General features: G+C 34.2%; 36 protein-coding genes. All 36 read right to left on the reverse strand.

Features of this window, described 5'->3' with window-relative positions:
- Positions 1-301 precede the first annotated feature (301 nt).
- The 36 genes from GKG00_RS07940 to GKG00_RS08115 all read right to left on the reverse strand — a co-directional run bounded on the left by GKG00_RS07940 (position 302) and on the right by GKG00_RS08115 (position 23,538).
- Positions 302-1,537, reverse strand: a complete 1,236-nt coding sequence (locus GKG00_RS07940) for a peptidoglycan binding domain-containing protein (protein WP_154254986.1) — start codon at positions 1,535-1,537, stop codon at positions 302-304.
- A gap of 103 nt (positions 1,538-1,640) precedes the next feature.
- Entirely contained in the window at positions 1,641-2,237 is a 597-nt protein-coding gene (gene rpsD, locus GKG00_RS07945; protein WP_094205171.1) for a 30S ribosomal protein S4, read from the reverse strand.
- A gap of 96 nt (positions 2,238-2,333) precedes the next feature.
- Complete coding sequence (locus GKG00_RS07950; protein WP_154254987.1) at positions 2,334-4,307, reverse strand: cell wall-binding repeat-containing protein; 1,974 nt, start codon at positions 4,305-4,307, stop codon at positions 2,334-2,336.
- 154 nt (positions 4,308-4,461) lie between these two features.
- Entirely contained in the window at positions 4,462-6,255 is a 1,794-nt protein-coding gene (locus GKG00_RS07955; protein WP_172976499.1) for a serine hydrolase domain-containing protein, read from the reverse strand.
- 400 nt (positions 6,256-6,655) lie between these two features.
- A complete protein-coding gene (rplQ, locus tag GKG00_RS07960) occupies positions 6,656-7,051 on the reverse strand; it encodes a 50S ribosomal protein L17 (protein WP_094202429.1) in 396 nt (131 codons plus the stop codon).
- Positions 7,052-7,064: 13 nt separating this feature from the next.
- On the reverse strand, positions 7,065-8,018 hold the full coding sequence (locus tag GKG00_RS07965) for a DNA-directed RNA polymerase subunit alpha (RefSeq protein ID WP_094205167.1): 954 nt from the start codon (positions 8,016-8,018) through the stop codon (positions 7,065-7,067).
- 55 nt (positions 8,019-8,073) lie between these two features.
- Positions 8,074-8,481: a 30S ribosomal protein S11 gene (gene rpsK, locus GKG00_RS07970; RefSeq protein WP_002836140.1), complete on the reverse strand. Its 408-nt coding sequence runs from the start codon at positions 8,479-8,481 to the stop codon at positions 8,074-8,076.
- Between the two features lie 15 nt (positions 8,482-8,496).
- Positions 8,497-8,847, reverse strand: coding sequence for a 30S ribosomal protein S13 (gene rpsM / locus GKG00_RS07975; protein ID WP_002841105.1), 351 nt, complete (start codon positions 8,845-8,847; stop codon positions 8,497-8,499).
- Positions 8,848-8,859: 12 nt separating this feature from the next.
- Positions 8,860-8,973 carry a 50S ribosomal protein L36 gene (gene rpmJ / locus GKG00_RS07980; RefSeq protein ID WP_002836138.1) on the reverse strand — a complete coding sequence of 38 codons (114 nt, stop codon included), beginning with the start codon at positions 8,971-8,973 and terminating at the stop codon, positions 8,860-8,862.
- Positions 8,974-8,987: 14 nt separating this feature from the next.
- The gene (gene infA, locus GKG00_RS07985; RefSeq protein WP_094208007.1) at positions 8,988-9,203 is read right to left on the reverse strand and encodes a translation initiation factor IF-1; all 216 of its coding nucleotides are present in this window, start codon (positions 9,201-9,203) and stop codon (positions 8,988-8,990) included.
- Entirely contained in the window at positions 9,184-9,468 is a 285-nt protein-coding gene (locus tag GKG00_RS07990; protein ID WP_002836136.1) for a KOW domain-containing RNA-binding protein, read from the reverse strand. Before GKG00_RS07990 ends, infA begins: the two co-directional genes overlap by 20 nt.
- A 5-nt stretch (positions 9,469-9,473) precedes the next feature.
- Positions 9,474-10,121 (reverse strand): adenylate kinase, encoded by a 648-nt coding sequence (locus GKG00_RS07995; protein WP_002841116.1) that lies wholly within the window; start codon positions 10,119-10,121, stop codon positions 9,474-9,476.
- A 10-nt stretch (positions 10,122-10,131) separates the two neighbouring features.
- Positions 10,132-11,406: a preprotein translocase subunit SecY gene (secY, locus tag GKG00_RS08000; protein WP_154254989.1), complete on the reverse strand. Its 1,275-nt coding sequence runs from the start codon at positions 11,404-11,406 to the stop codon at positions 10,132-10,134.
- Position 11,407: 1 nt separating this feature from the next.
- Entirely contained in the window at positions 11,408-11,857 is a 450-nt protein-coding gene (rplO, locus tag GKG00_RS08005; protein ID WP_002836133.1) for a 50S ribosomal protein L15, read from the reverse strand.
- Between the two features lie 11 nt (positions 11,858-11,868).
- On the reverse strand, positions 11,869-12,051 hold the full coding sequence (gene rpmD / locus GKG00_RS08010; protein ID WP_002836132.1) for a 50S ribosomal protein L30: 183 nt from the start codon (positions 12,049-12,051) through the stop codon (positions 11,869-11,871).
- A 13-nt stretch (positions 12,052-12,064) separates the two neighbouring features.
- Positions 12,065-12,571, reverse strand: coding sequence for a 30S ribosomal protein S5 (rpsE, locus tag GKG00_RS08015; RefSeq protein WP_002837356.1), 507 nt, complete (start codon positions 12,569-12,571; stop codon positions 12,065-12,067).
- A 20-nt stretch (positions 12,572-12,591) separates the two neighbouring features.
- Positions 12,592-12,954: a 50S ribosomal protein L18 gene (rplR, locus tag GKG00_RS08020; RefSeq protein WP_094208005.1), complete on the reverse strand. Its 363-nt coding sequence runs from the start codon at positions 12,952-12,954 to the stop codon at positions 12,592-12,594.
- A gap of 14 nt (positions 12,955-12,968) precedes the next feature.
- Positions 12,969-13,508 carry a 50S ribosomal protein L6 gene (gene rplF, locus GKG00_RS08025; protein ID WP_154254990.1) on the reverse strand — a complete coding sequence of 180 codons (540 nt, stop codon included), beginning with the start codon at positions 13,506-13,508 and terminating at the stop codon, positions 12,969-12,971.
- A gap of 26 nt (positions 13,509-13,534) precedes the next feature.
- Positions 13,535-13,930: a 30S ribosomal protein S8 gene (gene rpsH / locus GKG00_RS08030; RefSeq protein ID WP_002836125.1), complete on the reverse strand. Its 396-nt coding sequence runs from the start codon at positions 13,928-13,930 to the stop codon at positions 13,535-13,537.
- A 21-nt stretch (positions 13,931-13,951) separates the two neighbouring features.
- Positions 13,952-14,137, reverse strand: a complete 186-nt coding sequence (locus GKG00_RS08035) for a type Z 30S ribosomal protein S14 (protein WP_002836123.1) — start codon at positions 14,135-14,137, stop codon at positions 13,952-13,954.
- Positions 14,138-14,149: 12 nt separating this feature from the next.
- The gene (gene rplE, locus GKG00_RS08040) at positions 14,150-14,692 is read right to left on the reverse strand and encodes a 50S ribosomal protein L5 (RefSeq protein ID WP_002836122.1); all 543 of its coding nucleotides are present in this window, start codon (positions 14,690-14,692) and stop codon (positions 14,150-14,152) included.
- 18 nt (positions 14,693-14,710) lie between these two features.
- Positions 14,711-15,019: a 50S ribosomal protein L24 gene (gene rplX / locus GKG00_RS08045; RefSeq protein ID WP_002841124.1), complete on the reverse strand. Its 309-nt coding sequence runs from the start codon at positions 15,017-15,019 to the stop codon at positions 14,711-14,713.
- 18 nt (positions 15,020-15,037) lie between these two features.
- The gene (gene rplN, locus GKG00_RS08050) at positions 15,038-15,406 is read right to left on the reverse strand and encodes a 50S ribosomal protein L14 (protein ID WP_002836120.1); all 369 of its coding nucleotides are present in this window, start codon (positions 15,404-15,406) and stop codon (positions 15,038-15,040) included.
- Positions 15,407-15,430: 24 nt separating this feature from the next.
- Positions 15,431-15,685 (reverse strand): 30S ribosomal protein S17, encoded by a 255-nt coding sequence (gene rpsQ / locus GKG00_RS08055; protein ID WP_002836119.1) that lies wholly within the window; start codon positions 15,683-15,685, stop codon positions 15,431-15,433.
- A gap of 5 nt (positions 15,686-15,690) precedes the next feature.
- Complete coding sequence (gene rpmC, locus GKG00_RS08060; protein ID WP_002836118.1) at positions 15,691-15,897, reverse strand: 50S ribosomal protein L29; 207 nt, start codon at positions 15,895-15,897, stop codon at positions 15,691-15,693.
- Positions 15,887-16,330, reverse strand: a complete 444-nt coding sequence (rplP, locus tag GKG00_RS08065) for a 50S ribosomal protein L16 (protein WP_002836117.1) — start codon at positions 16,328-16,330, stop codon at positions 15,887-15,889. Before rplP ends, rpmC begins: the two co-directional genes overlap by 11 nt.
- Positions 16,331-16,351: 21 nt before the next feature.
- Positions 16,352-17,086: a 30S ribosomal protein S3 gene (gene rpsC / locus GKG00_RS08070; protein ID WP_094205164.1), complete on the reverse strand. Its 735-nt coding sequence runs from the start codon at positions 17,084-17,086 to the stop codon at positions 16,352-16,354.
- Between the two features lie 11 nt (positions 17,087-17,097).
- Complete coding sequence (rplV, locus tag GKG00_RS08075) at positions 17,098-17,436, reverse strand: 50S ribosomal protein L22 (RefSeq protein ID WP_002836114.1); 339 nt, start codon at positions 17,434-17,436, stop codon at positions 17,098-17,100.
- A 17-nt stretch (positions 17,437-17,453) separates the two neighbouring features.
- Positions 17,454-17,738, reverse strand: coding sequence for a 30S ribosomal protein S19 (rpsS, locus tag GKG00_RS08080; protein WP_002836113.1), 285 nt, complete (start codon positions 17,736-17,738; stop codon positions 17,454-17,456).
- A 12-nt stretch (positions 17,739-17,750) separates the two neighbouring features.
- Positions 17,751-18,581, reverse strand: a complete 831-nt coding sequence (gene rplB / locus GKG00_RS08085) for a 50S ribosomal protein L2 (RefSeq protein WP_094205163.1) — start codon at positions 18,579-18,581, stop codon at positions 17,751-17,753.
- Between the two features lie 16 nt (positions 18,582-18,597).
- The gene (rplW, locus tag GKG00_RS08090; RefSeq protein WP_154254991.1) at positions 18,598-18,888 is read right to left on the reverse strand and encodes a 50S ribosomal protein L23; all 291 of its coding nucleotides are present in this window, start codon (positions 18,886-18,888) and stop codon (positions 18,598-18,600) included.
- On the reverse strand, positions 18,888-19,511 hold the full coding sequence (gene rplD / locus GKG00_RS08095; RefSeq protein WP_002836109.1) for a 50S ribosomal protein L4: 624 nt from the start codon (positions 19,509-19,511) through the stop codon (positions 18,888-18,890). The genes rplW and rplD overlap by 1 nt, the downstream gene beginning before the upstream one ends.
- Positions 19,512-19,526: 15 nt before the next feature.
- Positions 19,527-20,156, reverse strand: a complete 630-nt coding sequence (gene rplC, locus GKG00_RS08100; protein ID WP_094203269.1) for a 50S ribosomal protein L3 — start codon at positions 20,154-20,156, stop codon at positions 19,527-19,529.
- Between the two features lie 74 nt (positions 20,157-20,230).
- Positions 20,231-20,539 carry a 30S ribosomal protein S10 gene (gene rpsJ / locus GKG00_RS08105; RefSeq protein WP_094203268.1) on the reverse strand — a complete coding sequence of 103 codons (309 nt, stop codon included), beginning with the start codon at positions 20,537-20,539 and terminating at the stop codon, positions 20,231-20,233.
- Between the two features lie 620 nt (positions 20,540-21,159).
- Positions 21,160-22,500 carry an MATE family efflux transporter gene (locus tag GKG00_RS08110; RefSeq protein ID WP_094206700.1) on the reverse strand — a complete coding sequence of 447 codons (1,341 nt, stop codon included), beginning with the start codon at positions 22,498-22,500 and terminating at the stop codon, positions 21,160-21,162.
- A 66-nt stretch (positions 22,501-22,566) separates the two neighbouring features.
- Complete coding sequence (locus GKG00_RS08115) at positions 22,567-23,538, reverse strand: GNAT family N-acetyltransferase (protein WP_154254992.1); 972 nt, start codon at positions 23,536-23,538, stop codon at positions 22,567-22,569.
- Positions 23,539-23,585: the final 47 nt, after the last annotated feature.

Here is a 23,585-nt window from a genome sequence, read left to right on the forward strand (position 1 = left end):
TTTTTTATTCTCACCGAATTATTGTTTGGTTTGTACTTCTCTCAAAGTATTTACTTTATTTAATTTATTAAGGTTCTATACTCACGAAATATATTTTAAAACGTGATTTTCAAAGTTTATTTGAAGTTCGCGTTTTGTGAGCTAACTATTACATTATACTCTTCTATTTCTTTATTGTCAAGAGTTTTTTAATTTTTATTTTAATTAAAAAATTCACTGAACAATTGAGTGCTTATATATATTATCAAGTTTGCACTATAATGTCAAGTGAATTTTAAAATTTTTTTACTTTTATTTTACTTTAATACACTATTACTGCTATGTTGTCTGTCACATCATAATAAATGCTTTCTAATAGGTCGGGATTTGCTTGTATGTCAGAGTTTTGTTCGCTTGATATTGTGTGTCTGTAAAATCCCAGCGTATAGTTTTTGGAGTATCCTTTTGTTTTGGTGTCTATGTTGTAGATTCCTTTTGGGAGTGGTTGTGTGATTTTGATGGGGATACTTTTTGTAATTTTGTAGTTATTAATATAGTAGAGTGTTTTGTTTTGCTGGTCGATTTCAATGTATTCGTCTTGGATGTCGTTTTTGAGTCTTGACTTCGCTTTTTTTGAATACACTGGTTCTATTGTTTTATCTTCTGCATCATCTAGTGTGAGTTTTATGAGTTCTGCCGTTTTGTGTTTGTCGATTTCCCAGCCGTAGTCTGTTGCGTTGAGTGTTAGTGTTTTGTTTTCTGCTGTTTTTATTGTGTGTGGTTTGTTGTATGTGTCGGTTTCTTTTTTCAAATCGTCTACGTAGTGTTCGATTTCACTGTCTTTATATACGAATCCATCTCTTTCGTCAAAGTCCATCATATCGCGAAGTTGTGCGCCTTTTAGTTTATGGATTGTGTCGTTGAAATCAAAGCTTATTTCAATGTCTTTGAGTTTGTTGAGTTTGTTTTTGGCGCGTATGATGTTCCAGTCGTTTGCGTAGACTTTTGGTTTGATGTATTCGTTTTTGAGTGTGATGTCTTCTTTTTGTTCTAGTAGTGATTTTTTGATTGTGTCTTTGAGTTTGTCAGTGTCTATTTCGTTTCCGATTTCTTCTGGTATTATTGTGTATTCATCATCCAAGTAACTGATGTAGGCGTTGTACGATTTTTTGGCGTTTTTGTTGAGCTGTGCTTGGTATATTTTTTTGTTTAGTTTGTCTTCGTCAATTGTGTAATCGAAATTGATGTTGTATTTTTTGGTGTCAAAAAACGACAACGGCCATGAGAATGGGTTTTGTTCGATTTTGAAATCTTCTGGTATTTTTAGGTTGAAATCCACTTCTTTTGCATCTATTACAAGTTTACGGTTATCAGTAGCATTTATTGTGAGTGTTCTGATGTCTGCATTTCTGTCAACTATTTTGGATTTTTCGACATAGCTCATATTGTAACCATTGACGTATGTGTTGGGTAGTGCGTAAAATGTGAAGAATGTTGTTGCACTAAAATACACTAGGAATAAGAATAGTATTGTGGTTATGAGTACTCGTTTTTTCATTTGTTTTTCCTTTTCTTTTATGATTAATATTATTGTACTTTTAATTTGAGTATATATCAATGTTTGCAAATAAAAAAAGCGAGTATAATTACTCGCCTTTTGATTATCTTGAGTACAACTCAACTACTAATGAGTCTGTAATTTCGATTGGAATTTCTTGTCTTTCAGGAAGTCTTGTCAATGTTACTTTGAAGTTTTCTTCCTTGTCAATGTAAGGTAATGATTGTGCAAAGTTTGTTTCGTAGTTTTCTTTGAACAATTCATTTGATCTTGATTTTTCTTTCAATTCGATTACAGATCCTTCAGCTACTTGGTAAGAAGGGATATCTACTTTTTTACCGTTTACTCTGATTAAACCGTGAGATACCATTTGTCTTGCTTGTCTGATTGATGATGCAAATGAAGCTCTTAGTACTAGGTTGTCTAATCTAGTTTCTAATTGTCTTACCATTACATCCCCTGTTGTAAGACCTTCTTTGTTGTTAAGGGCTTTTTCGAAGTATTTGTGCATTTGTTTTTCGTTTACTCCGTAATATGCTCTTAATCTTTGTTTTTCAAGAAGTTGCATACCATATTCAGTTAACTTCTTGTCGTTTCTTCCAAGTCCTTTACCCATTCTTTTGTTAGCTTTTGGGTGACCGCATACGTTTAGACCTAATCTTCTAGATTGTTTAAATCTAGGTCCCATCATTCTTGCCATTAATATTCATCTCCATTAAAAAATTATTTGCCGCGATAATTTTTTAAGCCAACGCTATTATATCATCTACGGGTTTGTTTTTCAACAATTTTTGTGTTAATTTTGTTGTAAATTTTCGATGAATTTAATGTATTGTTTTGCAAGGTCGTTGTCTTTGTTAAGTGTAGCACCTTTTTCAAGGATTGCATCGTCTATTACAACCTCATCTTTTTCAATATTTACTGATACTGCTACTTTTGTTTTTCCATTAGCTGATACTAATGTAAAGTAGTTGTCAAATATGCTTTTTAATCTTTCACCTGTAACATATTTTTCGTGTTCGTTCATTAATTTTGCTAATTCGTTAGCTTCTGCGTTAGTAAGTTCTCTTGTAACTTTTTTGCCGTCTTTTGTGTATGTGAACTTAACAGATGTTGCAACGTTTGGGTTGGTTTTGGCTAATTCTTGTTGAATTTGTTTGGATACTGTCTTTTCTCCACCTATTATAGCTACTTGAATGATTTTGGAGTTGTCAAGGTATTCTTGTGTTTTTTGTGGTAGTTTATCTTTTGGTGTAAGAATCAATGGTACATCAAATCTTGCAGCGATTGGATTGATTGCCAAGCTATCTGCGAATACTTCTCCACTTGCAAGGTATGCTCCTTGTGCATCTTTGTAGAATTTGCCAGCTATTTTAAGTGATGTTTCGTATCTGTCATTGCCAGCGATTCTTTCGATTACTTGTGGTAGTTCTTTTTCTAATGATTTGGATACAGAGTTTTCTCCACCGACGATGTAGCATTTTTTGATTTTGGAATCTTTTAATACTTGTTTTGTTACGTCATTGATTTTATCTTTTTGTACTAATACGATTGGATATCCGTTTTTTGTTGCAAATGCGCCAATACTTAAAGAGTCTGCAAAATTTTCACCGCTTGCTATGATACAAGTGTCTGCATCATTAAATTCTTTGATGATTTCGGCATTTGTAGCGTATCTGTCAGCGCCTTTGTATGATTTTACTTTGCTTTTTTCTGGTAATAATTGTATTGCTACTTCGTTGCTGATAGATTTTTCGCCGCCAATTTTTACAAAGTATTTTGTTTGTAATCTTTTGATTTCTTGGATTAAACTTTTGTCGGCTTTTATCGCATCAGTCAATAAGATTGGTGCGTTGTATTTTTTAGATAGAACTGTTGCACTTAGTGAATCTGGGAAGTTGTTTTGATTTGCAAGGATAGCAAATTCTGATGTTTTGATGTAGCTTTTAGCTATTTGTATTGATGTGTCGATTCTGTCTTTGCCATAAATTCTGGATACTAGGTATTGTTTTTTGCTTTGTGTGTTGGCGTTTGATTTGAGCTTATCAGCTCCCAACAATTCTTTTGTATTAGCATCTACGTATACTTTTGTTCCTTCGTATTCAAATACATATGCAACTACTAGACCTTTGTTTTTTATAAACTTTGTTGGCAAGTTGTCTATGTTGATTACTGAGGTTTCTGATTTTACTTTTGTTTCATCAAAATCTTTGATACCTTTTAATTTTTCTATCGCAACTTTCTTTGCATCTTCAATCTTTATTGTAGGTTTTTTTGTAACTTCAAAGTCTCCGATTTTGTTGAAATTTTTAAATTCATTGGTTTTCTTGTCAAATGATACTGTTATTATGTTGTACGGATTTTTGACATTAAAAGAATTTTCTTTTTCAAATACAACTTTGTATCCGTTATCAAGTATGTCTTGTTGGTCGACTAGTTTGTATTCTTTAGGAATGTAGCCGTCTTTTTGAAGCTTAGATATTGTGATGTTTAAGTAATCTTCGAATTTGTCGTCTGATTTTCCTGAGAACAGCTTTTCTGTACTAGAAAGCGCATCAATTCCAATAAGTTTTCCTTCTTTGTCAAATTTCAAAGTGATTCCATTTTGTAATTTGATTTCATCTTTTAAATTTGATTTGTCGATTGATTGATCGATTTTTAGACCAAGTTTTTTGATTGCATCTAACTTTTGGGTTTCATTTGCAGCAAATGAGTTTGTCGATAACAACAATGCTGATAAAGTCAGTGCAGCTACTAGTTTTTTGTTCATAGGTTCCTCCCAATAATTTTTTTGAATATTTCATTAATAACTAATAAATTATTCTTTATTTTATTATAATCCTATGATTTTTCTTTTGCAATTGGGCATAAAAAAACACCTACAAATGTAGATGTTTTTAGACTATTTTCCTTTTGATGATATTTTAGAATCCCCAAAACTTATACATTTCAAAACTTAAAATCACTAAGCATTGCGTTATAGCAAAAAGACTAGTAATAAAAAACTTATGTTTTTCTTTTTTTGTAGATTCCTCATTATATTTTTTCATTCCCACAAAAATGGAAATTGCCATAAGTATCATTAAGACAGTAAATACCACACTTTGAATTATATAGGATTCTACGCTACCAATATCGCCAGTTCTATATCCCTTATTAAGGCGCATAAAAATTACCACTAAATTAATTAACGTTATCCCCATCAGACCACATAAGATATAGGAATACTTACGAAGCGGTTTTGTTTTTAATCCTTCTTTCTTGTTTTTGAGAAAATCAATAATAAAACCACCAACAACTAGTTTAACTATTCCATAGATTCCTGCAGTTATAAAAAATAACATGCACAGAACATTAGTTATAGCCTTTGGTGTAGATGTAATAAAGTCTGAAAACTGAGTCTCAACAACACCATTTTCCTCATACCACCAATTCTCTAAATCTTCCTCACTGTAGGAACTCACACCCATAGCCCCCATAAATGAAAGTGGCCCTTTGAGTATTCCACGGGTATTTAGAATGAGTCCTTTTGGTACTTCCCTTTTGATTTGAGCAAGCTTAGAATCTGTGAATTTTCCATAAATAAGTTCATACATCTCATAGTTATAAATAGTTTCATGAGCTTGATTAGTCATTACTACCATTCCAACTCCACTTTTGGGATCGAATTGTAACATTGACGAACATCCAAAAGTGTTTCCACCGTGTCCAATGGTTTCAACACCATATTCACTTGAGAATAAGCCATGATAATTCTTCGGAATTTTGGTGGATCCATAAAAACTTGTGGCTTTATAAATTTCTTCTAGGGTGCTTTGCTTTTTAAATAGTGGTGATGGGTTCTTTTCATTAGGCATAATTGCTTGAGCAAAAGTTTTTAAATCATTTATAGTTCCAGCTGCACTTCCTGCAGGATAAAGATGAATATAGTACATACCTACACCATCGATAATCTCACCCTCAGTGTCATAGCACTTTAACTTAAGCCTTTCACTTCTTACCCAATCATTGTCCGCATATATTGGACTTATAGAACTATGTTTCATGTTTAGTGGTTCAAAAATATTCTTATGAACATAGTCCACATAATCCATTCCAGAAATTCTTTGAACTATATAAGCTGCAAGTGCAGCTGACCAGTTTGAATAGGCAGTATGTTCTCCTGGTTCATATACTTGCTTTGGCTGTCTTGTTTGAAGCGCTTCTTCAAGACTTTTTATATCAGAGGCATTTGGCGTTTGTATAAAATATGTATCTTGAAAACCTGCTTTATGATTCATAAGATCTAGCATAGTTATAGGTTTCTCAAAACTCAAGTTCTTAAGAAAATCATCAGGTAAATAATTTTTTATATCTTTAGTTAAATCGATTTTATCCTGTTCATAAAGCTGCATAACACTTACCCATATAAACAGTTTGGATATTGAACCCCATTCATACACAGAATCCAACTCTGATTTTAATTTGGCTTCTTTATCCACATAACCAAATGAATTTTCATAAATTGTTTCATCACTATCATAAACAATAACATTCATTCCACAAGTTGTGTCACTATGTTCATTAACATAATCTTCTATTTCCCTAGGTAATTCACTATAATTTAGTCCTGAAGGCAAAGTCTTTGCAGCGGCCTTAACCATAGTAATCTGACTAATTATACTAATCAACATAAAAAATACTAGTACTTTGCTAAATAACCCTTTTAAATTTTTCATTATACACCTCCGCAATACTTTTATAGTATAGTAACACACTTGTTTCATTTTCATGTTAAATAATGATTAAACTAAAGTAAATTTTAAACCATAAGTATAGTGAGACCTCACGGGATAAGTTCTGATACTTTTATCGTTTACTTGCAGAATTTACGCCTTGGGGTTATGGTTACCTTTTGGGTCTTTGGCATCTTTAAGCTAGCTTGCGCCTTATATTCTGTTTCTGTTCGTCAAGCCACGATTTCGCTACCTGTTCTTCTATCCTAGATGTCACCATCTAAAACTTGCAAGTCGCTATTAGATTCGTCGGTAACTACGCTCTGTAGGAATTTTCACCCCAGCATTAGAATATGCCCGTCATACCATAAAAAAAATAACTAAGCAAATGCTTAGTTATTTTCTATTTGTCAGCTTTCACTGTTTCTTTTTCATTTGAGGATTCTTTTTTTGTGTAATCTACTAATTCAAGTATACACATTTCAGAACCGTCTCCTCTACGAGGTCCTAATTTTAAGATTCTTGTGTATCCACCTTGTCTGTCAGCATAAACTGGTGCGATTTCTTCAAACAATGTGTTTACAACGTCTTTTTTGTATATATATTTAAGAGCTTCTCTTCTAGAGCTCAAATCACCTTTTTTACCAAGTGTAATCATCTTTTCAGCTTCTCTTCTAACTTCTTTTGCACGAGTAACTGTTGTTTCGATTTTTCCATTTTCGAACAATGATTGAACTAGGTTTCTTAACATTGCTGTTCTGTGATCAGTTCTTCTACCTAATTTTCTTAAGTTAGCCAATGTCTATCCTCCTTTATTCGTCTTTTATTTCTTCTTTAAATGCAAGGCCCATTTCTTGAAGTTTTTCTTCAACTTCGTCTAAGGATTTTTTACCAAAGTTCTTTATCTTCATCATTTCTGCTTTTGTATGAGATACGATATCTCCTACAGTATTGATATTAGCTCTTTTCAAACAGTTGAATGATCTTAATGAGAAATCTAATTCTTCGATATTGATGCCCATTTGAGTTTCTTTATCTTTTTGATTGTCTTCGTCGTCACTGTTTGTATTACACTCGTAGTTAGGTAATTCACTGAATAATTCCAGGCAATTGATTAGGATGTTGCTTCCTTCACTTAAGGCATCTTGTGGTCTAATTGTTCCATTAGTCCACACTTCTATCGTAAGCTTATCGTAATCAATTACTTGGCCAACTCTGGCATTATCTACTGTGAAATTAACCTTTTTCACAGGGCTAAACAGTGAGTCAATAGCGATATCTCCTATAATATCTTCGTCTGTTTTGTTAAATTCAGATATTTTGTAGCCTTTTCCGTTGATAACTGTGATTTGCATTTCTAATGAAGCATCTTCATTAAGTGTTGCAATATAGTGATCTGGGTTTTTAACTTCCAAATCAGTATCAACTAAAATATCCTTAGCTGTTAGAACACATGGACCTTTTATGTCTACATTCAATGATATAGGTTCTTCATTGTATTTCTTTACAGCGATACCTTTTAAATTCAAAATTATTTCAGGTACGTCTTCTTTGACACCTTTAATCGTAGACATTTCATGAGCTACACCTTGGATATTTATCTTTGATATAGCAGCTCCTGGTAATGATGATAATAAAACTCTTCTTAGAGAGTTTCCTAGAGTAGTTCCATATCCCCTTTCCAGTGGCATTATGACAAATTTACCGTAATTATTTTGTTCATCTAATTCAACGATTTTTATTTTAGTATCTAATTGTTCAGTCATAAATACAGCCTCCTTCGACAAGTCCCATCAGGAAATCCTGAATTAAGCCTATGTGTTATACTCTTCTCTTCTTTGGTGGTCTACAACCGTTGTGAGGGATTGGAGTTACATCTTTAATAGAGCTAACTTCAAGTCCAGAAGCTTGCAAACTTCTAATTGCAGATTCTCTTCCTGAACCTGGTCCTTTTACATAAACTTCAACAGTTTTTAATCCGTGTTCCATAGCTTTTTTAGCAGCTTCTTCAGCAGCTTGTTGTGCAGCGTATGGAGTTGATTTTCTAGATCCTCTGAATCCTAATTGTCCAGCAGAAGCCCAGCTTAATACGTTACCGTTAAGGTCAGTTAAACATACCATAGTGTTGTTGAATGTAGAAGAAATGTGTGCTTGACCTTTTTCAATATTCTTTTTTACTCTTTTTTTACCGCGAACGTTACGTTTTGCGCCTTTAGTTTTTAGTGCCAATTAATTTCCCCCTCTCTATGCTTGTTTTCTAGGACCCTTACGAGTTCTTGCGTTGTTCTTTGTATGTTGTCCTCTTACTGGAAGGCCTTTTTTGTGTCTTGATCCTCTGTAGCAGTTGATTTCTTTTAATCTTTTGATATTCATTGCTACATCACGACGTAAATCCCCTTCAGTAAGATAGTTGTCTAATTCATTTCTGATATCAGATAATTCAGATTCTGTTAAATCTTTTACTCTTGTGTCAGGATTGATTCCTAATTTAGCTAAGATTTTATTTGATGATTGTCTACCTATTCCATAAATTGCAGTTAGTCCAATTTCTACACGTTTGTCATTTGGTAAGTCGACACCTTGAATTCTTGCCATTTATACCTCCTACTAACCTTGTCTTTGTTTGTGTTTAGGGTTATCGCAAATAACCATAACACGACCTTTTCTTTTTATAATCTTGCACTTTTCGCACATTTTTTTAACTGATGGTCTTACTTTCATTGCTTAACCTCCGTTTATTTCTTTCTCCATGTTATTCTTCCACGATTCAAATCGTATGGTGATAATTCAACCGTTACCTTGTCTCCTGGAAGAATTCTTATATAATTCATTCTTAATTTGCCTGAAATATGAGCTGTTATTACATGGCCATTTTGAAGTTCTACCTTAAATACCGTATTAGGAAGAGCGTCTACTACTGTTCCTTCTAATTCAATAACTTCTTTGGACATCCTTGTCTTGATCCTCCTTTTTTAAATTGTTTAACATATATCTTAGTTTCTTATCTGTTAAATTCTCTAATTGCAACTTTTTGTTGTATTTTTGAAGATGTTTTATCTTCTTTTTCTTTGGTTTTTCGATTTTACGTTGTTTTCCATCTACTACCAATACATAAGAATCGTCAAGAATTTCCAAAACCATTTGTAGTTTGCCCATATCACGACCACAAGTACTTAAAACAACTTGTCCTGTTTCAAGTTTGTTGTATTGGCTCATTAATTCTAACCTTTTTTTAATTCTGTTACTAACTTATTAGTGATTTCATCTATTGGAAGAGTTCCGTCAACTGTGAATACTAAATCTTGTTTGTTGTAGAAGTCTACTAAAGGTTTAGTTTGTGAATCGTAAACTTTGATTCTGTCTAGTACAGTTTGTTCTTTGTCATCTTCCCTTTGGATTACTGGAGTTTGGCATACATCACAAATTCCTTCAACTTTTGGAGGGTTGTTATCAATGTGATAGCTTGCACCACAGTTTGGACATACACGTCTTCCTGAAAGTCTTTTTACAAGAGAATCTTTGTCAACGTCTATGTTTAATACGCGGTCTAGTTTCAATCCCCTTTTAGCTAGTCCTTCATCAAGAGCTTCAGCTTGAGGGATTGTTCTTGGGAATCCGTCAAGTAAGAAGCCATTTTTGCAATCTTCTTGATCTAATCTATCCCAAACTATTTCTATTGTTAATTCATCAGGTACAAGTTTTCCTTCTGCAAGTAAGCCTTCAACTTTTTGACCTAGTTCTGTCTTTTCTTTGATATTTTTTCTGAAAATATCTCCTGTTGAAATATGAGGAATATCAAATTCTTCAATTACTCTTTTAGCTTGAGTTCCTTTACCTGCTCCCGGAGGTCCTAATAATATTAATCTCATTATAAACTCCTTATTTCAAAAATCCTTTATAGTGTTTCATAGTTAGCATACTTTCCATTTGTTTTACAGTATCTAATACTACCCCTACTACGATGATGATTGATGTACCACCGAATAGGATTTGTATTCCTATAGCTTTTGATATTAGCATTGGTGCTGATGCTACTAACGCTAATATGATTGCGCCTATAAATGTTACTCTATCAGAAATTTTCTTTAGATACATGCCTGTTGGTTTACCAGGTCTAATTCCCATAATGAATCCGCCATATTGTTGCAAGTTTTTAGCGTATTCAACAGTATTAAACTGAATTGCTGAGTAGAAGAATGCGAATATTATAATCAATAACATGTTTACTATTGAGAAGATTACTAACCCTGATGTTGTTTGTACTGTGAATATGTGGGCTAACCATCCTGGCATGTCTTTGCCAAATAATAATGCTATTGTTTGTGGTAATTGTAATATTGCTGATGCAAAGATTACTGGCATTACACCACCCATATTAACTTTGATTGGAATATGAGTTGATTGACCACCATACATTTTTCTTCCTACTACTCTTTTAGCGTATTGTACAGGAATTCTTCTTTCACCTTGGTTAATTAATACCACTACTACTAATATTATAATCGCTATTAGTACGAAAAGTAATATTTTCCACCAAGATAACATTCCTTGTCTAGATTGATAAATCATTGTACCGATTTGTCTTGGCATATTTGAAATGATACCTATGAAAATCAAGATTGAAATTCCGTTACCGATACCTCTTTCAGTAATCATTTCTCCTAGCCATACTAGAAACATTGATCCTGCTACCAAGCTTATTAGTATAACAAATCCTGTTAAAAAGCTTTTGTCTACGATTGCTCTGTTAAATAAACCATTAACTGTAGCATATCCTTGTATGAATGCCAAAATTATACTACAGATTTTAGTGTATTTACCCATTCTCTTCTTTCCTTCTTCACCTTCACGTGTAAGTTCTCCTAATCTAGGAAATGCTACTGTTAAAAGTTGAAGAATGATTGAAGCGGTAATGTAAGGGTATATCGAAAGAGCGAATATGCTCATTTGTCTCAATGATCCCCCACTTAATAGGTTCAATAAAGAAACTATTCCGCCTTCTTGACCGCTCATTATTTGTTTGATAATGGCCTTATCCATAAAAGGAACCGGTATTGCATTACCTAATCTAAAAACTACAACCATTAGTAGAGTAAAGCCGATTCTTTTACGAATGTCTAAAACCTTCCATGCGTCTTTTAAGGTTTTAAGCATCTTAAATCACCTCTACCTTTCCTCCGGCTTTTGTAATTTTTTCTTCAGCTGATTTAGTAAATTTATTAGCTTTTATAGTTAATTTCTTAGTTAATTCTCCGTCACCTAAAATCTTAACGCCGTCTTTTGCCTTAACTGGCTTAAAGAATCCTGCGTTTGCTAGGATTTCTGGTGTTATTTCGTCTCCATCTTCAAAACAATTTAAGTCTCTGATGTTGATTTCAGCGTATTGTTTTGCGAAGTGGTTTTTGAAGCCTCTCTTAGGAAGTCTTCTGAATAAAGGCATTTGACCCCCTTCAAATCCTGGTCTTACGCCTCCGCCTGATCTTGAGTTTTGTCCGTCTCTACCACGTCCAGCATTGTGTCCTAATCCTGAACCGTAACCTCTACCAACTCTTTTTCTTGCTTTTACTTCTCCACCTTTAGCAGGTCTTAAGTTGTGTAATTTCACTATAACACCTCCTACTTAACTTCTTCTACGTCAACCATGAATGCAATGTGTCTAATCATTCCACGAATTGCATCATTGTCTTCTTTGATTACTGATTGTCCGATTTTATGAAGTCCAAGGGCTTCACAAGTTCTAATGTGTTTTTCAATTCTACCGATTTTGCTCTTTTTAAGAGTGATCTTTAATTTACTCACTTAAAAGCCCTCCTTATTTTAAAATTTCTTCTACAGACTTTCCTCTTAATTTAGCTACTTGTTCAGCTGTCTTAAGTGATTTAAGTCCTTCTACAGTTGCATTAACAATGTTTTGAGGGTTTGATGTTCCCAATGATTTAGAACGAACGTCTTTGATACCTGCTAATTCACATACCGCACGAACTGGACCGCCTGCGATAACTCCAGTACCTTCTCCAGCTGGTTTTAATAATACTCTACCAGCTCCAAATATTCCTGTTACTTGGTGAGGAATAGTTGTGTTTACGATAGGAACTGTGAAGATGTGTTTTTTAGCATCTTGGCTAGCTTTTCTAATAGCTTCTGGTACTTCTTGTGCTTTACCAATACCAACACCAACATGTCCGTTTTTATCTCCAACTACTACAAGGGCTGCGAATCTAAAGTTTCTACCACCCTTAACAACCTTAGCTACACGGTTAATATTTACAACTCTTTCTTCTAATTCTAAACCTTCTATTTCTTTATTTAAAAGTTCCAATACTAAATACCTCCCTTGCACTAAAATTTAAGTCCGGCGCTTCTAGCACCTTCAGCTAATTCTTTAACTTTTCCGTGATATAAATATCCAGATCTGTCAAATACGCATTGTTCAATGCCTTTGTCGATAGCTCTCTTACCGATTAATTCACCAACAAGTTTTGCAGCTTCCATGTTAGATTTTGATTCGCCTTTGTAATCTTTATCTAATGTTGATGCAGCTACTAATGTGTTGTGGTTAACATCATCGATTAATTGTGCATAGATGTTAGTATTAGACTTGAATACGCATAATCTTGGTTTTTCAGAAGTTCCTGTAAGGTTCTTACGAATACGTAGATGTCTTTTAACTCTATTTGCATTTTTATCAATTTTCTTAAACATACCTTACTCCTTTCTTACTTACCTGTTTTACCGACTTTACGTCTAATATGTTCATCTTCATATCTGATACCTTTACCTTTGTATGGTTCAGGTCCTCTTAAGTCTCTGATTTTTGCAGCATAGTTACCAACTTGTTGTTTATTATTACCACTGATAACTAATGTGTGTTGTTCTGGAACTTCAACTGTGATTCCTTCTGGATCTTCTTTTTCAATTGTGTGTGAATATCCCAAGTTTAACACTAATTTTTTACCTTGTTTTGCTGCTCTGTAACCAGTACCTTCTATAATTAAAGTTTTCTTATATCCTTCAGTAGCACCTTCAATCATGTTAAAAACAAGAGTTCTTGTTAAACCATGAAGTGATTTGTGTCTTTTAATGTCTGAAGGTCTTGAAACTGTGATTGTATTATCTTCTACTTTGATAATCATTTCCTTTGGCATTTGTTGAACTAATTCACCTTTTGGTCCCTTTACAGTACACAAATTGTCTTCAGTTATTTTTACTTCAACGCCATTAGGAATTTCAATTGGTTTTAATCCAATTCTTGACATGGTCAAACCTCCTTATAATGTTTGTGTTACCATACGTAACAAATTACTTCTCCACCAATACCTTCTTTTCTAGCAACTTTATCAGTTACAAGGCCTTTTGATGTAGAGACAATAGCAATACCAAGTCCGCCTAAAACCTTAGGAACTTCATTTGCTCTGGCATAGACACGAAGTCCAGGTTTAGATATTCTCTTGATACCTGAAATTACTTTTTCTTCGTTAGGACCATATTTTAAATCTATTGTAATGATTCCTTGTTTACCGTCATCAGTAACATTGAAACCATCGATAAATCCTTCATCTAATAAAATTTGTGCTATTGATTTTTTGATATTAGATGCAGGAACTTCAACAACTTTATGTTTCGCATTAACTGCGTTTCTTATTCTTGTTAGCATATCTGCTATAGGATCAGTCATCATAAAAGCTTCCTCCTTCCTTTCTTACCAGCTTGCTTTTCTTACGCCAGGGATTTCGCCTTTATAAGCCAATTCTCTAAAGCATATACGGCAGATGCCATATTTCTTTAAATATCCGTGAGGTCTACCACAAATTTTGCATCTGTTATATTCTCTTGTGCTAAACTTTGCAGGTCTTTTTTGTTTTGCGATCATTGATTTTTTAGCCACTAAAACTCCTCCTTATTTCTTAAATGGCATTCCCATTTTGTCTAATAATTCCTTAGCTTCTTCGTCAGTGTTTGCAGTAGTAACGACCACAATATCCATACCTCTAATTTGATCTACCATATCGTATTCAATTTCAGGGAATATTAATTGTTCTTTGATACCTACAGCATAGTTTCCTCTACCATCGAATGATTTAGAAGAAATACCTCTAAAGTCTCTTACACGTGGAAGAGAAATGTTCATAAATTTATCTAAGAAATCATACATTTTTTCACCACGTAATGTAACTTTAACACCAACATTCATTCCTTCTCTAAGTTTGAAGTTAGCGATAGATTTTCTTGCTTTTGTTACAATTGGGTGTTGTCCTGTAATTGTTTCTAATTCTTTAACTGCGCTTTCGATAGCTTTAGGATTTTCTTTTGAAGAACCTAAACCCATGTTAAGCACGATTTTTTCCAATCTTGGAACTTGCATGATGTTTTCATATTTGAAACGTTCAACCAAGAAAGGAACAACTTCATTTGTATATTTTTCTTTTAATCTGGAAGTCAAGTTTATACCCTCCTTATGTTACTTAATAGTTTCGTTGTTAGATTTCATAAATCTAACTTTCTTACCGTCTTCAAACTTGTAACCTAATCTTGTGCCTTTCTTGTTTTTAGCATCATAATACATTACGTTTGAAACATCAATAGGAGCTTCTTTTTTGATTAGTCCACTTTCAACACCACGTCCGTTAGCTTTTTGGTGTTTAGTAACTATGTTAACTCCTTCTACTACCACTTTATTTTGTTTGGCTAATACTTCAATAACATTTCCAGTCTTTCCTTTGTCCTTACCAGAAATAACTATTACAGTATCTCCATTTTTAATCTTCATATCTCTTTACACCTCCAATTATAATACTTCAGGTGCCAATGAGATTATTTTCATGAAGTTATTGGCTCTCAATTCACGAGTTACTGAACCAAAAATTCTTGTTCCCACTGGATTTTTATCATCTTTTATAATTACAGCTGCGTTATCGTCAAATCTGATGTAACTTCCATCAGCTCTTCCCAATGGTTTAGTTGTTCTTACGATAACAGCTTTTACTACATCACCTTTTTTAACCATACCGCCCGGTTGTGCAGATTTAACTGAGCAAACTACGATGTCTCCGATAGCTGCGTACTTTCTTTTAGTACCACCTAAAACTCTTATTACTAGTAGTTCTTTTGCACCAGAGTTATCTGCAACTCTCAAACGACTTTCTTGTTGAATCATAAAATTCTCCTTTCGTAATAAGAATTACTTAGCTTTTTCTATAACTTCTACAAGTCTCCAGTTCTTTGTCTTAGAAAGAGGTCTTGTTTCCATTATTTTAACTTTATCGCCGATACCAGCAATGTTTTCTTCATCGTGTGCTTTAAATTTAGTTGTTTTTCTTAATTGTTTACCGTATTTAGGATCTTTGACAAGTGTCTTAACTTCTACAACAATTGACTTATCCATTTTATCTGAAACAACTATACCAACTATGGTTTTTCTCATATTTCTTTCCATAATTGTTAAGCCTCCTTACCAATGTTTAGCTCACGTTCTCTAATAATAGTCTTAATGCGAGCTATATCTTTTTTTACAAGTCCTATCATCATAGGGTTTTCTAATTGCCCAGTAGCTAATTGAAAACGTAGATTAAACAATTCACTTTTAGATTGTTCTAATTGTTTTTGTAAATCTTGATCTGATAGATTACGAATTTCTTTAGTTTTCATCAGCTTCACCGTCCTTTTCTCCGAACTCTTCACGAGCTATAAATTTAGTTTTGATAGGTAGTTTGTGTTGAGCAAGTCTCATAGCTTCACGTGCTACATCTTCAGGAACACCTGCCATTTCAAATAATACTCTACCTGGTTTAATTACTGCTACCCAATATTCTGGAGCTCCTTTACCTGAACCCATACGAATACCGATAGGCTTCTTTGACACTGGCTTATCTGGGAAAACTTTAATCCAGATGTTACCGCCTCTTTTTATATATCTTGTCATAGCACGACGTGCTGCTTCTATTTGATTAGCTGTTAACCAACAAGAACCTAACGCTTGTATACCATAATCACCGTAAGTTAAAGTATTGCCTTTTAATGCTTTACCTTTCATTCTGCCTCTGTGAACTCTACGGTATTTTACTCTTTTAGGCATTAACATAGAATATTTCCTCCTCTCGAATTAGTTTTTAGCTGCTTGGGATTTACCTTTTCTGTTATTGTTTCTTCTTTTTCTGTTTTTGTCGTTTTTTTTGTTTTTGTAAACAGGTAAATCTTCTTCTGTCATACCAGGTAACATTTCACCTTTGTATAACCAAACTTTAACACCAAGCTTACCATAAGTTGTGTCTGCTTCTGCAAATCCATAGTCGATTGCAGCTCTTAGAGTTTGAAGAGGAATAGTTCCTTCGCTGTATCCTTCGCTTCTTGCCATATCAGCTCCACCAAGTCTACCAGAAACCATAGTCTTAATACCCAAAGCTCCTGCTCTCATGCTTCTTTGCATTGTTTGTTTCATTGCACGTCTGAAAGAAATACGTCTTTCTAATTGACTTGCGATGTTTTCTGCAACTAATTGTGCATCTAAGTCTTGGAACTTAATTTCTTCTACATTTATGATTAATTTCTTACCTGTTAATTTTTCTAATTTATTTTTTAATTCTTCAACGCCAGCACCTTGACGGCCAATAACCATACCAGGTTTAGCTGTGTTGATAGTTACTTTAATTTTGTTTGATGCTCTTTCGATGGCTATACTGCTAATACCAGCGCTGAAAGATTCTTTCTTGATTAGTTCACGAATTTTGTGATCTTCTACTAAATAATCACTAAAATCTTTTTTATCTGCAAACCATCTTGAATCCCAGTCTTTGATAACACCAACTCTTAATCCTTTAGGATTAACTTTTTGACCCATCAGACTCCTCCTTATAATTCTCTTTCTTCTACAACTACGCCAACATGACTTGATCTTTTAAGGATTGGATAAGCCATTCCTTTAGCTTTTGGTCTCCATCTTTTCATTACTGGAGCATTATTAGCGTATGCTTGTGATACAAAAAGATCTTCTCTGTTTAATCCAAAATTGTGTTCTGCGTTTGCAATTGCTGAATTTAGCACTTTTTCTAAAATTCTAGCACCTTTTTTAGGAGTGAATTTCAATATAGCAAGGGCTTCATCAACTTGTTTACCTCTAATTTCTTTGCATATAAAGTTAACTTTTAGAGGAGAAATACGTACATATTTCGCTATAGCTTTAGCTTGCATTGTCATACCTCCTTATATTAATTACGAACCTTACTCGTTTTTTCGTTTTTAATGTGACCTTTGTATGTTCTTGTAGGAACAAATTCTCCTAATTTATGACCAACCATATCGTCAGTAATATAAACAGGTACATGCTTTCTTCCATCGTGAACTGCAATTGTGTGACCTACGAAGTTAGGGAATATTGTAGAACGACGAGACCAAGTTTTAATAATCTTCTTTTCATCGTTTTTGTTAAGTTCTTCCACTTTCTTCATTAAGTGTTCATCGCAGAAAGGTCCTTTTTTAAGTGATCTACTCATTCTATCCCTCCGTTATTTCTTTCTTCTTCTTACAATGTACTTATTAGACTTTTTGTTTTTCTTACGAGTCTTAAGTCCAAGTGCTGGTTTACCCCATGGAGTTGAAGGAGCTGGTCTACCGATTGGTGCTCTACCTTCACCACCACCGTGAGGGTGATCTACTGGGTTCATTGCTGAACCTCTTACGTAAGGTCTCTTACCTAAGTGTCTGTTACGTCCAGCCTTACCAATTGTAACCAATTCGTGAGAGATATTTCCAACTTGTCCTACAGTAGCTCTGCAGTCAAGGTGAATTAATCTATATTCTCCTGATGGTAATCTTAATTGTGCAAATTTGCCTTCCTTAGCCATAAGTTGTGCTTCAGCACCAGCTGTTCTAACTAATTGAGCTCCTTTGCCAACTTTCATTTCAATGTTGTGAACTGTAGTACCAACTGGAATGTTTCTCAATGGAAGAGCATTACCAGGGATAATATCTACATCCGCACCACTTTCAACTACATCTCCAACTTTTAAACCTTGTGGTTGGATGATGTATCTCTTTTCACCATCTTCGTATTGTAACAAAGCGATGTTTGCTGTTCTGTTTGGATCGTATTCGATTGATTTAACAACAGCTTTAATACCATCTTTGTTTCTTTTAAAATCTATAATTCTATATTTTCTCTTAGCTCCGCCGCCTCTGTGACGAGTAGTTACTCTACCATAAGAGTTTCTTCCGCCAGATTTGTTTAAGCTAACAGTTAATGATTTTTCAGGAGTAGTTTTTGTGATTTCATCAAATGATAAAACACTCATACCACGTACACCGGCAGAAGTCGGTTTATATTTTTTTATTGCCATGTTTTTACCCCCTTAATTACATTCCTTCGAAAAATTCAATTTCTTTTGAATCTTCTGTTAATGCAACTATAGCTTTCTTCCAATCAGATCTCTTACCACTGTGAGCGCCCATTCTCTTAACTTTTCCTTTAACGTTCATAGTGTTAACAGATTTTACTTTAACATCAAAAATCTTTTCGATAGCGTTTCTGATTTCTATTTTATTCGCATTTTTATCTACTTTGAATACATATTTCTTTTCTTCCATTTTTTCCATAGAATCTTCAGAAATAATTGGTTTCAAAATAATATCATATGGTGATTTCATTATTGAAACACCTCCTCAAGAATTTTAACAGCATCAGTTGTAATAACTAATGAGTTGTATTTCAAACAATCATATACATTGATTAATCTAGCTTCACAAATAGCTACATTTTCAATGTTTCTAAATGATCTGTAAAGTGTATCATCATTTTTATCAACAACTACTAAAGCTTTCTTGTCTGCTTTAATATTCTTTAATACTTCAACAGCTTTTTTAGTGCTAATAGCATCTAAGCTTAATTTATCTAAAACGATCATTTCATTGTCATTAACTTTGTCAGTTAATACTGATTTGATTGCAAGTCTTCTAACTTTCTTAGGAACAGCGTAGCTGTAATCTCTAGGTTTTGGAGCGAATACTACCCCACCACCTCTCCATTGTGGAGATCTGATAGATCCTTGTCTTGCTCTACCTGTACCTTTTTGTCTCCAAGGCTTCTTTCCTCCACCTCTTACCTCACTACGAGTTTTAGCAGATTGTGTGCCTTGTCTTTTATTAGCAAGTTGATTTCTAACTACTTCGTAAACAACGTGCTCATTAACATCAACGCCGAAAATGGCTTCATTTAATTCTAATTCTCCAACATTTTCTCCTTGTTGGTTTAAAATTTGAACTTTAGGCATGTTTCATCCTCCTTCCTATTTTGACTTAATAGCTTCTCTAACAGTAACTACTCCACCTTTGTTTCCTGGAACAGCTCCCTTAATAAGAAGTAAGTTTCTTTCATTGTCAACTTTAACAATTTTCAAGTTTTGAACAGTTACACGGTCATGGCCCATCTTTCCTGAACCTTTACGTCCTTTGAATACTCTTGCTGGATAAGATCCCGCACTTCTTGCACCTGCAACTCTGTGTGATTTAGAGCCGTGTCCCATAGGTCCTCTTGCATAGTTGTGTCTAACTATTGAACCTTGAGTTCCTTTACCTTTTGAAATACCGATAACATCTACAACATCTCCGTCTTGGAAAATATCTAATTTGATTTCATCTCCAAGGTTGAATTGTTCGTCATCACCTATTTTGAACTCTTGTAAGTGTTTCTTGAATGAAACGCCTGCTTTGCCAAAATGACCTCTCATTGGTTGGTTTACATGTTTTTCTTTCTTTTCGATGTAACCAACTTGAATTGCGTTATATCCTTCTTTTTCTTTAGTTTTGATTTGTGTAACAACCATTGGACCCGCTTCAATGACAGTTACTGGAACAACACTACCATCTTCATTGAAGATTTGAGTCATTCCGATTTTTTTACCTAAAATACTCTTCATTGAGTACACCTCCTATAGTGTGATATCCACATTAAAATTTACTTACAGCGGATTGCTTTACAATCATACTAAGATTAAAGTTTAATTTCGATATCTACGCCGGCAGGAAGGTTAAGTTTTTTAAGCGCTTCCAATGTCTTTGCGTTAGGATTAATGATATCGATTAATCTCTTATGTGTTCTTTGTTCGAACTGTTCTCTTGAATCTTTGTATTTGTGAACAGCTCTTAAGATTGTAACAACTTCTTTTTCTGTTGGCAACGGAATAGGACCTGATACTTTAACGTCAGTTCTCTTAGCTGCCTCAACGATTTTTTGAGCTGATTGATCGATTAATTCGTGATCATAAGCTCTTAGTCTGATTCTGATTTTTTGATTTGCCATTTAGGCACCTCCTCTATATTTTTGAAGAAGCGTCTTGCTGGGTTATATTCATACACCCTCCCGGGTGTACAGTGACCTAAAATTTAAAAAACTTTTTTAAAAAGTTTAACCCATCGCCCTAATCGTGTAGGACTTCTCGGTGAAAATTACCTCGGAAGATTAATCACGTTTCCCGAGCAACCTTCCACTTCTACGCTTACTAACTTTAGGCACAACTGGTATTATACATTGTCTATACAACAATGTCAACACCTTTTTGAAGTTTTTTTGTAAAATTTCAATATTTTTACGAAAAATTTGTTTCCTTCCTTATTATATAATAAAAGGGCGGGGAGTAAAAGTTATATTCTTGCTGAACGCATTTCAAAAAACAAAAATAATTTAGCACGAATATCTGTCTCCAAAAATAAACAAATTCAAAGCTTGTGAACCTAAAATCTCAAGTGCGAGCTTCGCTCTGGCACGAGTGAGATTTTTTCACGGTTCACTTCGCTAGAATTTGTGATTATTTTTTACGAATGATATTCTTAGCTAAAACTATTTTTGTTTTTATTGCTAACAAGTGGCGCAAAAGTTTTATCGCATCAAAAAAATCGCCCCACACGAGGCGACTTTTCCAATTATATTTTAATGTTAACCCATTTACCTTGTCTAAATCTGATTGAGTTGAACATGTATCTGGAGAATTGGTCGGAGAAGATTCCTAGCCATATTCCAACTATTCCCATGTTTAACACAGACACAAGGATGTATGTTACTGCTGTTCTTATGATTGTTACACTTATGATTGAAGAGATGAGAGTATATTTTACATCTCCTGCTGCTCTCAAACATCCTCCGTAGATGATTTGTGAGATTTGTAATAGCACTATTACTGTGATGAATCTTGCGATGATTTCTCCAGTTTCTATGATGGATAGTTTGTCGAAGAACAAATGGAATATTCCTTTTCCAAATAACAACAATATCACAGACAATACAATAGATATCATAAGTCCTATTCGTTGGCAGACTTTGCCGTAAATCTTCGCGTTTTCTTTCTTACCAGCGCCAAGGCTTGAGCCCGTTAGAACGACTGCTGCAACTTGCATTCCATCTGCAAACGAAAAGCAAATACTAAGAAGATTCATTCCTACGTTGTGTGCTGCAAATGTGTCCGTTCCAAGTCCTGCTGCCATCAATGCCGTTGTCAAGAACCCTATTCTCATGGCTATATTTTCAACGAACAAATTGGTTCCAAGTTTGACGATGCTTGTGAATACTTCAACTGTTGGCTTGATTTTCTTCTTGAAAATGTATTTGATTTGTACGAAACCATCTTTTCTGAAAAGCGATCTGATGCACATAATACTACTTACGACTGTTCCAAGTACTGTCGCAAGCGCTGCTCCAGAAACTCCCATTTTCGGAAAACCAAAATTACCACCTATCAAGCAGTAATTGAAAAATATATTGACAATACTTGATACCAAGTTAGTTGTAAATGCAATCCTTGTGTTGCCAGATCCCCTTTGCGCTGCATTTATCGTCATACTTACTACGTTGAAAATCATTCCTCCCATTATTATTCTGAAATAATTCAGCGCATCAGTATGCGTGTCCGAGTTACTTCCTGCAAGTCTCAGAACACTATCCGAAAAATACACCATCACAGTGCTTATAACAACCGTTAGCACAAGTCCCATGATAATCGCTGTGAAAAGTATCCTGTTTGCTCCTTCTTTGTCCTCTTCTCCAAGACGTCTGGCTACAAGTGCCGACGTAGCAATGTTTATGGAGAAAAATATCGATAGTGCTATGAATTTGGGTTGTGTTGTAAGACCTACAGCCGCAACTGCAGAGCTTCCTATCGAAGACACCATGTAAGTGTCGATAATTCCCGCAAGCGCTATGAAAAAGCTCTCCAACACCGACGGCCATGCCACCTGTATTGCTCTTTTGTAAAAATTCTTATTCTTCATCTAATCATCCATTCTATTGTTCAATCTAATTAAAATTATATATTACATCATACTACTAGCTAAAAATTAATACAAGTTAGAAAGGATGATTTTTACAGTTGAATACTCTTCATTAGTATATATAACTTCAAATCCACATTTCAAAAACAAATTCAACGAAGGATTACAGGTACCAATATTATCGTATAGTTCATCTATGTCTAATTTTTTTGCCAAATCAATCAAAAACATCAACGCTCTTTTCCCGTAGCCATTGTTTCTGTATTCATCTTTTACAATTAAACTGCAAATCCACCTATCATCTTCCTTATATATACAACATTCTCCGACAGGCTTGTTATGACCCAAAATGTAATAGTAAAATCTGTCGTCAGAGTTTATCCATTTGTCATACCAACTTTTCCATTTGTCTTCTGAGAAATCAATAGCTCCGCCGTATTTTTCATTGAAACTCATCGTCTTTTCATCCGCCAACAGTTCTTTTCTGAAATTCATCTCATCGTATTCTGGAATCACAAAATCACATTCGTAGTCTTCGTCAATCATTGAATACATGCAAGAATCTGCAACGCCTTGGTTGTTTGTGGCTGATTTTCTAAGACATCCTTCGTATTTCATATTTGCGTTCATCATTACTTTTCCACTTGCAGAGTTTCTCCTGTCGTGTGTGGCTTCTACTCTTACGGCGTTTTTTTCTTCAAACAAATATTTTAGCATTAGTTTCAAAGACTCGGTCATTATTCCCTGTGACCAATAATCGTATGCCAAGCAGTAACCGATAGCGTAAGTCTTCGGATTTTCTTTGATTAAACTAGCAGATATACAACCAATGTTTTCATTGTTAGTGTTACAAATCGCAAAGTACACATTCTTGTCATCATTTATCCATTGTTTTATGATTTTTTCTGATTCTTTTAGTGATGTGTGAGGCGTCCACGTCAAAAACTTCGTAACTCTGCTGTCACTTGCCCAATTTTCATACATTTTGTCTGCATCATTTATTGTAAATTTTCTTAAAATCATTTTATCAGTTTTCATAATCACATTCCTTTTTTATATAATATCATATTATTTTCTTTGTACTA

The organism is Finegoldia sp. BIOML-A1, assembly GCF_009678325.1.
In the GTDB taxonomy this organism is placed as follows: Bacteria; Bacillota; Clostridia; order Tissierellales; family Peptoniphilaceae; genus Finegoldia; species Finegoldia magna.